Annotated in this window: 9 protein-coding genes and 1 pseudogene; 2 read left to right on the forward strand and 8 right to left on the reverse strand. The window is 47.9% G+C overall.

The features are described from left to right. Positions 1–327: 327 nt before the first annotated feature. Entirely contained in the window at positions 328–579 is a 252-nt protein-coding gene (locus tag QMK20_RS19600) for a hypothetical protein (RefSeq protein ID WP_283652960.1), read from the forward strand. A gap of 192 nt (positions 580–771) precedes the next feature. Further along, positions 772–1602, forward strand: a complete 831-nt coding sequence (locus QMK20_RS19605; protein WP_283652961.1) for a PPK2 family polyphosphate kinase — start codon at positions 772–774, stop codon at positions 1600–1602. Between the two features lie 147 nt (positions 1603–1749). On the opposite strand, the gene crcB (QMK20_RS19610) is transcribed toward QMK20_RS19605, so the two are convergent. From crcB (QMK20_RS19610) to aspS, 8 genes and pseudogenes are all read right to left on the reverse strand, one after another. After that, the gene (gene crcB / locus QMK20_RS19610; protein WP_283652962.1) at positions 1750–2106 is read right to left on the reverse strand and encodes a fluoride efflux transporter CrcB; all 357 of its coding nucleotides are present in this window, start codon (positions 2104–2106) and stop codon (positions 1750–1752) included. Next, positions 2103–2505 (reverse strand): annotated as a pseudogene (gene crcB, locus QMK20_RS19620) (fluoride efflux transporter CrcB). The gene crcB (QMK20_RS19610) and the pseudogene crcB (QMK20_RS19620) overlap by 4 nt, the downstream one beginning before the upstream one ends. A 101-nt stretch (positions 2506–2606) precedes the next feature. Next, a complete protein-coding gene (locus QMK20_RS19625; protein WP_283652965.1) occupies positions 2607–3917 on the reverse strand; it encodes a replication-associated recombination protein A in 1311 nt (436 codons plus the stop codon). Between the two features lie 362 nt (positions 3918–4279). Further along, positions 4280–6421: a HelD family protein gene (locus tag QMK20_RS19630; RefSeq protein WP_283652966.1), complete on the reverse strand. Its 2142-nt coding sequence runs from the start codon at positions 6419–6421 to the stop codon at positions 4280–4282. Positions 6422–6822: 401 nt separating this feature from the next. Further along, positions 6823–8619, reverse strand: coding sequence for an ABC transporter ATP-binding protein (locus tag QMK20_RS19635; protein ID WP_283652967.1), 1797 nt, complete (start codon positions 8617–8619; stop codon positions 6823–6825). A 97-nt stretch (positions 8620–8716) separates the two neighbouring features. Continuing rightward, positions 8717–10015 carry an NCS2 family permease gene (locus QMK20_RS19640; RefSeq protein ID WP_283652968.1) on the reverse strand — a complete coding sequence of 433 codons (1299 nt, stop codon included), beginning with the start codon at positions 10013–10015 and terminating at the stop codon, positions 8717–8719. 49 nt (positions 10016–10064) lie between these two features. After that, entirely contained in the window at positions 10065–10814 is a 750-nt protein-coding gene (locus QMK20_RS19645) for a tRNA threonylcarbamoyladenosine dehydratase (RefSeq protein ID WP_014282962.1), read from the reverse strand. Between the two features lie 156 nt (positions 10815–10970). After that, positions 10971–12749 carry an aspartate--tRNA ligase gene (gene aspS, locus QMK20_RS19650; protein WP_283652969.1) on the reverse strand — a complete coding sequence of 593 codons (1779 nt, stop codon included), beginning with the start codon at positions 12747–12749 and terminating at the stop codon, positions 10971–10973. Between the last annotated feature and the right edge of the window lie 3 nt (positions 12750–12752).

A 12752-nucleotide genomic window follows, 5' to 3' on the forward strand; every position in this document is an offset into this window, starting at 1 on the left:
TTAAAGACACTACAACTAGAGTCATTGAGATTTTATTTTATTTTGTTTTCAACTCAATCCTCCCTTTTATTTGGACATTTCCACTATTAATATACAGTCTACCGTTACAACAATCTACCATTTAAACAAAATATTTCATAATTCGACATCAATTTGATTCTTTATTCCTACTTGAAATGTAAGTTTATAGCTCTGCTTCAGGCTCAATATACGCTTTTTGAAGCTCAAGGCTTCATAAAAATTTCGGGTTTAGATCGCTTACTTCTAATTAATGATATGGAAAAGAGTACTCAAGTCTACCTATCTCAGCAAGAGTAAGTCTTTACCATGTCAAATCGTTCATCAAAATACTTCAATCGTAAAAATCAGGCCATATTTAGAAATCTCAATGTTCGATTGATATCAGACGAAGTAATTGAAATATTGCAGAAGCAACATGAAAGAGTCTTTATGGAAAAAGAATTAGCTGGAGAAATGTATGTAGATATTGAATTAGTCTGTTGCACAAATATTTGGAAAGCAAGTTTTCCCAAACACAATTACAAGGCTGATGAAAAGAAAGATAGAATAATTTACTGAGTAAAAAGAAGTATCTGATCCACTAGAAATTGAAGAAAAACTCTGTGACCAAAAGACTGACCAGAAAGTCGAAAATGTAGCCGTTTAGACCAAGAAAAGCAAAGATACATAAGGAATTTTTGATAACACCCCCATTTGGGTATATGATGTAGACAAGATATCATACTTCAATTGAAAAGGAGCGTGCCTTTTATGTCTGATTCATTAGGAATGCTGACACCGGGTAAAAAAGTTTCTTTAAAAGAATGGAACCCCAAGGATACGAAGGATATCAAAAATAAAGAAGAAATTCAGCAGGAAACAGATCAATTGAAGGAACGCTTCGCGGAACTACAAAGCAAATTATTTACGGAGAAAAAACATGCTGTTTTGTTTGTATTTCAGGGTATGGATTGCAGCGGAAAAGATGGCGTCATCAAGCAGGTATTTTCCAACCTCAATCCGGCGGGGGTGACTGTCCACAGTTTTAAATCACCTACAGCCGAAGAATTAAGTCACGACTTCCTGTGGCGTGCCCACAGCGTAACCCCGGGACGTGGATATATCGCGGCATTCAACCGCTCTTATTATGAGGATGTACTGATTACACGTGTTCACGGCCAGGTATCCGACAAGCAGGCCAAACGAAATATTAAACACATCAAACATTTTGAACAACTGCTGCTGGATAACGGTGTAAAGGTCGTCAAAATCTTTTTACATATTTCAAAGCAATTCCAGTTGGAAAAGCTGATCGACCGAATTGAAAAGCCGCATAAAAACTGGAAACTTGATCCAAGTGATTTGCAGGAACGTAAATTTTGGAAGCAATATACCCAATATTATGAGGACGTGCTGGAGCTAAGCGCAACCAAGCAGGCTCCGTGGTATGTCGTTCCTTCGGATAACCGTTGGTACAGGGATTATACTGTGCTGCGCATTGCCGTCCAAACGCTGGAGGAGATGAAGCTGTCCGATCCTGAACCAAGACCGGAACTGGAATCCCTTTTGCCTGAGCTGTATAAAGAACGGGATAAAAAATAGCTTCGCAGGCGCAAGTACTCTATCATGTGTTTGTTAACATACCAAATAAAAAAAGCTTTCAAAGCCTTACTCATGGCTGAAAATGCCGCGTGAGGGATTTGGAGGCTTTTTTTGCGTTTTACAGACTATTTTGGAGACTTATAAAGTTCAACTAATCATATATCCAGCCGCCGCCGCCGTTACTCCTACCACCACGGAAGACAGCACATAGACAGCCGTACGCCGATATTCTCTACGTTCGATCAGTTGGAGAGATTCATACCCGAATGTTGAAAAGGTGGTATAGCCACCACAAAAGCCTGTCCCCAGCAGCATCCAGAGTGCAGGAGACAGATTATGCTGCGTAAATTCGCCGTACAGCCAGCCGAGCAGCAATGAACCACTGATGTTAATGATCCACGTTCCCCACGGAAATGCGGTGCCAAACCTTTTTCCAACCCACATGCCAAGCCCGTATCTCGCCAATGTACCGACCATTCCACCTGCCGCCGCCCACCAGATCATAAGTTGTCCTCCTTGGGGGCAGCTTGCGTCATTTTCGTGCCCAGACGAATACCTGTCCATGTCAAAAACAGACCTCCACATACACTGAGCAACAGATACAACACAGCCGTAAGCGCACGATCATGAACCGTCAGACGCACGGCATCCACTGCAAAGGTGGAAAAGGTTGTAAAGCCCCCCAGTAAAGCCTGTTCCGATGGCAAGTCGCCAGCGAGGCTTGATCCGCCACGATCGCAAAGTTACCGTAAAGAACCAGCCGAGAAACAGACAGCCGATCCAATTAATGAACAGTACGCCAAGTGGAAAATCGGCCCCTGCCGCAGGCAGCAATGTTTGTACGCCGTAACGGGCAGAGGTTCCGAGTGCTCCACCTGCCCCGACGAATAGCACGTCTTTCATCTTTATATCCCCTTCTTCACTCTTGCAGTATTCATGGTGTAACCATAACAGCGGCTGAACCTGATCTTACACACTACGTATATCCGTCTGCTACATATATTTTACGACTGTGAATCCCGCCACTGCTGGTTTTGTCTGATTTTCGACTCATTCCCCTGCTCTGTAGCCTGGTAAAAGGTCCGGTCTGCTATCAAATCAGGCAAATATTGCTGTTTCACATAATGGTTCGGATAATTGTGCGGATATTGATAACCGACATGACCGAGCTTCTCCGAGCCTTTGTAATGTGCATCTCGCAAATGCAGCGGCACCTCAGCAGATTTGATGTCGTCCATAGCCGACATGGCCCGTGAAATCGCCGTATATACAGCATTCGATTTCGGACTCTCCACGGCGAATAAAATAGCCTGCGCGATGTTCAGCTTGGCCTCCGGCCAGCCGTTATTGCGATAGGCTTCAAGCGCACTCACTGCCTGCACCATCGCCTGCGGATTTGCCAGGCCAATATCCTCGCTGCTCGCTGCGATAAGACGGCGGAGAAAGGTCATCGGGTTCATGCCGAGCTTCTCCACAGCGTACAGAAACCAGAACAGCGCCGCGTCGCTGGAGCCGCGAATGCTTTTGTGAAAGGCGGACAGCACGTCATACTGCGTGGACTCGTCTGCCTTGACAATCGGGCGGCGAATGGATTCCTCCGCGACTTCCAGCGTCACGTGAATCGTGCCGTCTGCCAGCGGAGGCGTCGTGAGCGCCGCCAGTTCCAGCGCGTTCAAGGCGCGACGGATATCGCCGTTCGCCATGGACGCGATGTGATCCAGCGCAGCTTCGTCCACCTGAAGCTGCATATAGCCGAGCCCCTTGTCCGCATCACCCAAGGCACGGCGCATGGCTGCCAGCGAATGCTCCTGCGTCAGCGATTCGAGCTGAAATAACGTAGAACGGCTTAGCAAGGCGCCGTTTACATAGTGAAAGGGGTTTTCGGTTGTGGCGCCGATAAACACGATCGTACCCTTTTCCACCGCAGGCAGCAGTGCATCCTGGCGCGAGCTGTTGAAACGATGTACCTCATCGAGAAACAGGATCGTCTTTTTGCCGTACATCGATTTATTCGTTTGTGCACGGTCAATGACTTCCCTCACGTCCTTCACTGACGCTTCCACTGCATTCAGGCGGACAAATTCGCCTTGCGTGTGTTGTGAAATAATATGCGCCAGCGTCGTCTTGCCACATCCCGGCGGCCCGTACAGGAGGATGGAAGAAACCTGGTCTGCCTCTATAGCTCTTCGCAGTAGCTTGCCCGGACCGACGACATGCTCCTGTCCAATATATTCGTCCAGCGAAGTCGGACGCAGTCGGTCAGCAAGCAACCGATTGCTTGGCGTCGACTCTTGGGAATATGAAAATAAGTCCATTTCATTCACTTCCTTATGGTGATATGAGGGAACACTCTACCCCTGTGGGGTCCATATACATCGCGTTCGCTCATGCGGTTGAAACCTTGAAATTTCAAGCGATCTATTATCCTAAAAACGGTATGAACCGCCTTTTATTCTACCATACCCGCAGACAAGTTGCAGATAGCACAGTCACGGCATGGCTATATATTTACATACCTGCAACCTGGCAAGCAAAAGAAAGAACAGCCGAACGAAAGATGAATTTCGTGGCTGTTCTTATTACTGATATGACATATGACTCCCATGATGTTCACCATTATGGTAGCTTAAGCAGTTACTACGCATCCACTTAGACGCTAATTTAAAATACCCTTTCCTTACTTCACCTGTTCCTGTACATAACTTGGAAGAGTACCCTCATGTAACAGCCACAGCTCATGCAGCGCACGGGTACAGCCCACATACAGCAGCTTGGCATCCCATGCCAGCTCTCCATAATGTTCTCGGTCGGCATCCGCTACAATGACTGCGTCGAACTCCAGCCCTTTGGACAGGTACACAGGTAGAACGGACAATCCGCCTTCGTATTGCTTTTTACCGCCGTCAATCAGATTCACATCTAATCCTGCATTCGTAAAAGCCTCATGCAGCTCCACTGCCTCCTTCAAGGTACGCGTCAGCACAGATACAGTGCGATATTCCTTGGAAGAAAGCTCTTGCAGAGCGGTCAGCAAACTCTGTTCACGCCCCGATGTACCGTATGGCAGTGTGCGCACCGGATCGCCGCTACGGAATACCGGAACGGCCGCAATGCCGCCGCGAACCCCCTGCTCCAAAATCGTATTTGCAAACTCTATAATCTCCAGCGTAGATCTGTAGCTTCGGGTAAGTGCAAAATACCCCGTATGTTCCGGCGCAAAAAGAGAACTCATTTCTTCCCAGGCATGTACGCCACGGTATTCGTGAATACCCTGCGACAGATCACCCAATATCGTGAATGAATGCCCTTTAACGAACAAATCCAATAGTGCGATATGAAAAGGTGAAAAATCCTGCGCTTCATCAATGACTACATGGTCAAAACGTTGAGACGATTCTACCTCATGAATCAGCACGTGAAGATATACCAACGCAGTAAGATCCTCTTCGCGGATAACCTGTTTACGCAGATCCGACTGTGTGGTCTTAAAAATAGCAGCAGGCAAAGAAGCCTTCAGCTCCGCAGCCGTGTCTGCGGGTAATCCTTTTGCTGCCTGAAAAAGCTGCTTGTAAAGCGTCAGCGCGTCGTATTGGGGCCATTTTTTAGCATATGCCTTTTCCCGGGGTCCCGTTTTTTTCTTGCGTTCCTTGAGCGCAACCGCCGAGGGCGACTTTTTCAGCTCCATTTCAATCCAGCGATGGACTCTTGCAAGCACGCGTTCTTTTCGCTTTGCAAGCGGATAGGGCTTGTATTCCTCATTGAACCAGTTCAAAATCTCGGCTCGCGGGAGCACCGCCCCATCCCATGGTGAAAAATCTCCCTCCGGCACCGAGACAGGCTCCAGCCGTTCCACAAAAGCTTGAAGCAGCTTCATGAAGTGAATCGAACCTTTGAATCGCCCCGGCGCCTCATCCATAGATTCCGTTCTGAGGCTGCCGCTTTCAAACCAATAAGCTAACGTTTCAGCAGGATCTGCTATAGGTAAATCCAGACCCAACAGGTTAAGTGCCCAGTCCGCAAATGTACTTTGCTGAATATTTCCGACCCCCAGCTCTGGAAGTACATCTGAAATATAATCGAGAAACATATGGTTCGGTGCAAAAATAACCATCTTGTCCGCCGATACTTGCTCCTTGTATTGATACAGCAAAAATGCGAGACGATGCAGCGCTACCGTCGTCTTGCCACTACCCGCTACCCCTTGAATGACGAGGGCTGTATTTTTAGCGGCACGAATGATTTGATCCTGCTCTGCCTGAATCGTAGATACGATATCCCGCAATCGATTATCCTTGTTCTCTCCCAGACGATAGACGAGAAATTCATCAGAAACCGCAGGCTCGTTGCTTTCACGGTTGTACGTATCGGCTACCCGTTCCAGTATTCTTTTACGAATGACAACGTTGCGCTTTAAATACACCAAGCCCTCAATCGTTCCCTCAGGAGCTTCGTAGGACGCGGTTTCTTCACCGCCTGTAAAAGAATAAAACAAGCTGGCAATCGGAGCGCGCCAATCAATCACAAGCGGATACGCAGACGCTTCCTCGCGCTCCACTCCGATTTTGCCGATGTAGAGCGGCTTACGCTGTCCCCTGCCACGTTCGTCAAAATCCATGCGTCCAAAATAAGGCTCCTGCGCACTTTTTGCCAAAGCCTGGCGTTTTTCCTCCCGCCCGGATTCCAGCACCTGCTCCGTAAAATCATGTCCCGTGTACACTGGCGTATTGCGAAGCCGTTCCAATCTGCGATCAATTTCCTCCATAGCAAGCGACAGCCTGTGCTGTTCTTCTTGATAGGCACTTTGAAACCCGTTCTCCATTTCAGTTACCTCCTAAGAATATCAAGTCTCGATTTCTGTATCCCATTCATTTGCTCCGACACAAAAAAAGGAAAGTAAGCGTAACACATTAAACCCAAAAAATCCAACCTTATTTCCTAATACGCCCATTTCTATATGAAAAATCCTTGCCCTTGGCTCTTATGCTCTTGTTCTTGGATCTTGATCTTAGCCCTTGAACTTCCCCTGCCCTTCACATAAAGTATGGACCCTTGCGGCACCAGCGAAGCGGGTGATTTGAATCCGAAGAAGCGGAGCGTTCGCCTTTGCCTCTGAATTCCAACCTTCTGTCTTATTACAATCAGAGGAATTCAGAGGCAACAGCGATCGGAGGATCAAATCACACGCGAAGCGGCCTCAAACGCGCTCCATACTCCTCTCCCTCACACTTCCACAAACTGCTTCTGAGCCAGCTCTCGGTACACTTCATGGGACTCAATCAGCTCCGCATGGGTTCCTGCACCGGTCACCTTCCCCTTGTCTAACACGATAATCTGATCGGAATGAACCACAGTAGACAAACGGTGAGCGATAACAATGGTCGTACGGCCTTCCATCAGATTTGCCAGCGCTTTCTGCACCTCATGTTCGGAAGAGCTGTCCAGACTGGATGTAGCCTCGTCCAGCATAAGAATATCCGGGCTACGCAGAAGCGCACGAGCAATGGCAATCCGTTGACGTTGCCCACCGGAGAGCTTCATCCCCCGCTCACCCACCTCAGTCTCATATCCTTGCGGTAAATCCATAATAAATGCATCCGCATACGCCATCGTGGCTGCTTGTCTCACTTCCTCCAGATCAGCTTCCCGTCCCAAGCCATACGTGATGTTATCTCTGACCGTTCCGGTCATCATCGAGCTTTCCTGGGACACATAGCCGATTTTGGAGCGCCAGGAGGATAATGTATACAATGATATCGGTTCGTCTCCATAACGAATCTCTCCTGTATCTGGTATATAAAAACGCTCTAGCAACGAAAACAGAGTGGACTTGCCGCTCCCGCTCGGTCCGACAAATGCAGTTGTCCGGTTAGCCGGAATGACCAAGCTGGCATGATGAAGAACCTCTTCACCTTCGGTATAGGAAAAGGCAATATCACGCAGCACGATATCCCTGCTCTCTTTTGTCGCTTCCTGCTTCAATTCCAGCGGTTCCTCTTCATGATCCAAAATCGTCTGAATTCGTTCCGTGGCTCCCACCACCTTTTGCAGACGTGAATACAAGGTCGTGAACTGGGCCATCGGTGTAATCACCTGAAACAGTAGCAAAATAAAAGCTACCAAATCCCCTGCGGTCAGCACACCCGATGCGACGCGAACACCACCTACACCCAAAATAATAACCAGTACAGCGGTCAGCAAGAAGGTAGAAATTGGACCTACAAGGGCCAAAATACGGGACTCTTGCAAACCAAAGCGGAACATCCGGTAAATCCGATCCTCCCCAGCCTGTGCCTCTCTGCTTTCGGTTCCGTACGCCTTTACCAGCCTGATTTCTCCGATAACCTGACTCAGCACCGAGGTCAGATCAGCCATCTCATCCTGCTGCTTTTTGGAGATACGGTACATTTTCCTGCCCACGGGAAATAAAATCAGCGCTGTTAATGGAACGATAGCCATAATAATGAGTGTCATGACCCAATCCAGATAAAAAAGCAAGGCAATACCGCCAATAATGGCAATTACGTTAGAAATCAGATTCACAAGATACTCCGTAATCAGGTTCATAATCAGACTTGTATCATTGGTGACACGACTCATCGTATCCCCGGAACGATTCCGGTCAAAATACGGAATGGGAAGAGACAAAATTTTATGCCATAAGCGTTTACGTAAATTAGCTACAATTTTATGTCCGGCATAGTTCAACATATAAATGGAAACCGCTGAAGCCACAGCCTGAAGCACAAAGGCCCCTAGCAGGCCAAAAATGACCATTCTGTTCAATGAAGAAAAGGTCAAACCATCGATCAGTCCCTTGGTCATCAGCGGTACAATTAAACCGGCAGTCGTCTGAATCAGAGTCAGAATCAGGGCGATCATGAGAATGGCCTTGGGAGGATGTGCGCTTGCAATCAATTTGACAAATCGGCCCATGCCAGCCTTATCGGGTTTTTTATCCGGCTTTTCCTTCATTCGGTTCTGCTGTTCATCTTGCTGTAGATTGTGCTCCTTTTCCATAAACCATCAACCTCACTTCCTGTCTGACCATTCTTGTCCAAACAACAACACCCGCGCTCTGCGCGGGTATGAACAGTACAGCCTAAATTTGAGTTTACTACACCAGAGAATGAAGCACAAAGTTAGCCACAAATAGCACGGAAATGATATACAATGCGACAGGCACTTCCTTGCCGCGCCCTGCTGCAAGTTTGGCTACGGGATATGCAATAAAACCAAATGCCATCCCGTCTACAATGCTATAAGTAAAAGGCATCATCACCATGATCAGAAATGCAGGAAACGCCTCGGTAAAATCACTAAAATCCATTTCACGCACATTTTGCACCATCAGACCGCCAATGATGATGAGCACGGGTGCAATGGCACTATCCGGAATGTAAGCTAGCAACGGAATAAAAAAGAAGGTTGCCCCGAATAAAATGGCAGTTACCAGCGGCGTCGCCCCTGAGCGACCTCCTGCTGCAATACCAGCCGTCGATTCCGCAGCCGCTACTGCCGGACTGCTCCCTAAAATACCGGCAAAAATATTGGTTACCGCTAACACTCGCAGGCTGTTCTTGAACGTGTCCGGTCTTCCGATCATGTTGGTCTGCGCTGCAATCATCCCAATGTTTTCGAACAGAACAATCAGCAGTAGCAGAAAAACAGCGATCCAGAAGGCTACCGAAACGATGCCTGAAAAGGATAGCTCACCAAACAATTGCCCATACTGCCGCACTGTTTCAGAGGTTCGCACCCCGCTTGTCGGTTCTACAGCTCCCAGCACGTAAGCAAGCCCTGTTCCTGCCAAAATACTAATCAGCAGTCCTCCCTGCACGTTGCGCACAAACAGCACAATAGCGAGCAGCAATGTTACACAAGCCGTGATTACCTTTGGATCATTAAAATGGCCGATAGCGACAAAAGTCGTTTGGTGAGCAATCACGATGCCACTTTTTTGCAATCCGATAAAGGTCAAAAACAAACCAATTCCTACCGTAATTCCGTGCTGCAAATTATGGGGAATCGCCTGGCTAATCAGCTTGTACAAGGACGTAAATGCAACAACGGCGAATAAAATGCCTGTAATGGTGACCACCATCAATGCTTCCTGCCAGCTCAGCTTCATAGAGTGTACGAGCGTATAAGTGAAAAAGGCATTAATCCCCATCCCTGGTACCACAACCATTGGGGACTTTCCGCCAAAGGCCATAAGCAGGCAGCCGATAATCGACGTGAGCAGTGTACCCAGCATTGCCCCTTGTAATGGAATCCCGGCATCTGCCAAAATGGTCGCATTGACCATTACAATATATACAACGGAAAAATAGGAAATGGCACCAGCAGCCACTTCCTTTTTCCAATGATGCTCGGGTTTGAAACCGAGACTTCTGGACAATAGTCCACCCTTCATACCAAAACCCTCCAGCAAGTTGTTCGATCTGTACCTACTAATTTCAGACTTACACGCCAGCGTTGTTTAACAAATCCTTGACAGCCACACTGACCATGATCAATCCTGCCACGGGAGGTACAAAAGCATTACTCGCAGGCGGCTGCTTCGCCTTCCGGATTTCGGGTGCGTTCGCAGGTACGATTTTTTTCGTAATCTCTTCACGCGGCTTCATCGGTTCCTCATCCGAAAATACGACCTTGACACCTTTTGTAATGCCTTCCTTACGCAGCTTGGTGCGGATTACACGGGCAATTGGGTCCATTTTCGTTTGGGAGATATCCGCCACCTGAAAACGGCTTGGGTCCATTTTATTGGCCGCGCCCATACTGGAGATCATCGGAATGCCCCGCTTCAGACATTCCTTGATCAAATGAATTTTGTAAATAATCGTATCCGAGGCATCCAGCACATAATCCAGATCGTACTTGAACAGCTCCTCATACGTTTCTTCCGTATAAAACATGTTCAGTGCAATCGCTTCACATTCAGGATTAATCAGCTTCACGCGCTCTACCATCAGATCAGCCTTTTTTTGGCCTACCGTTGTCGTCAGGGCATGAATTTGGCGGTTAATATTAGTAATATCCACGACATCCTTATCAATCAAAATGATGCGTCCAACACCCGTACGCGCCAGCGCTTCCACTGCAATGGAGCCGACACCACCGATACCTAGCACGGCTACCGTGCTATTTTTCATAACCTCTAGCCCCTCAGTCCCGATGGCCAGCTCTGTTCTTGAAAATTGATGCAGCATATGGTATATATCCTCCCTCACTGATTTAGACACTATGCTTGAACTCCATGCATACAAACCACGAACCCATTATCCATAAGAGGGTAACGGGTTCATGGCATTTTTCTTCGCTATTCACAGGCCCAAGTAAGGCACTTATAGAATCAAATGTTCGTCTTAAGCTTTAGGAGCAACTGGCTTCGGAGCAAGACGGATATGAAGCTGCTCCAATTGAGCTTGATCCACTTCGGATGGTGCATCCATAAGCAGGTCTGTCGCACTGGCTGTTTTCGGGAATGCAATCGTTTCACGCAGGTTTGTACGGCCTGCAAGCAGCATTACAAGACGGTCAAAACCGAAGGCTATACCTCCATGTGGAGGAGCACCATATTCGAACGCATTCAACAGGTAGCCGAATTTATCTTTAACTTCTTCCGGCGACAGGCGGAGAGCATTGAACATTTTTTCCTGAACATCACGTTTATGGATCCGCATCGAGCCGCCGCCCACTTCGTAGCCGTTCAGCACGATGTCATAAGCCTGGGCACGAACTTGACCCGGGTCTGTATCCAAGAGGGCAAGGTCTTCGTCCTTCGGACGTGTGAACGGATGGTGTTCCGCCACATAACGTTTTTGTTCTTCGTCATAGCCGAGCAGCGGGAAGTCTACAACCCATGCAAATTTGTATACGTTGTCGTCGATCAGACCCAGTTGACGGCCAATTTTCAGACGAAGCGCGCCCAATACATCAGCGACTACTTTTTTGTTATCCGCAGAGAAGAGCAGCAAGTCGCCTTCTTCGGCTCCTGTACGCTCTCGCAGAGCTTCGATTTCTTCCGGTGTAAAGAATTTAACGATAGGCCCCTTGAATTCGCCTTCTTTCACTTGAATCCAAGCCAGACCTTTGGCACCATAACGTGCAGCATAAGGACCCAGATCATCAATGTCCTTACGGCTCCATGTGCCACAGCCCTTAGCATTGAGGACTTTAACCTCGCCGCCCTTTTCGATTACAGAAGCAAATACCTTCACGCCGCTGCTTGCCACGATATCATTGACATTAATTAACTCAAGGCCAAAACGCAGATCCGGCTTGTCAGAGCCGTACTTGTCTATCGCATCTGCATGTGTAATCCGTTGGAACGGTGTTTCGAGTTCGACACCAATCGTCTCTTTGAACAGTTTGACCATAAGCTTCTCCATCATAGGCAACAAGTCATCCTGTTGCATGAAGGAGGTCTCAATGTCGACCTGGGTAAATTCAGGCTGACGGTCAGCACGCAAGTCTTCATCACGGAAACAACGTGCAATTTGGTAGTAGCGCTCTACGCCACCCACCATTAGCAATTGCTTGTAAATTTGCGGCGATTGCGGCAATGCAAAGAACTCGCCCTCATGCACACGGCTTGGCACCAAATAGTCACGAGCACCCTCCGGCGAGCTTTTCGTCAAAATCGGTGTTTCCACTTCGATGAAATCTTCTCCGTCCAGGAAGTCACGGAATACTTTTGCTGCTTTGGAACGCAGTCTCAGCGTCTGGTGCATCTCAGGACGACGCAGGTCCAGATAACGGTATTTCAAACGCAGCGACTCGTCTACTTCCACGCCATCCTCAATGAAGAATGGAGGTGTTTTGGCTGCATTCAATACTTCAATTTCCGTAATACGTACTTCAATTTCACCAGTAGGCAGGTTCGCGTTAATGGTTTCTGCATCCCGCTTGACGACGGTACCGGTAACCTCCAGCACGTATTCACTACGAACACGGTCCGCGATTTGCAGCGCGTCACCGGAATATGCCGGGTTAAACACGATTTGTACAATCCCGCTGCGGTCACGCAGGTCGATAAAAAGTACGCCTCCCAGGTCACGACGGGTTTGTACCCAGCCGTTCAATGTAACTGTTTCTCCGATGTGCGCATGGGTTAATGCGCCGCATTGATGACTCCTTTTCATAAT

This window comes from Paenibacillus sp. RC334 (assembly GCF_030034735.1).
In the GTDB taxonomy this organism is placed as follows: Bacteria; Bacillota; Bacilli; order Paenibacillales; family Paenibacillaceae; genus Paenibacillus; species Paenibacillus terrae_A.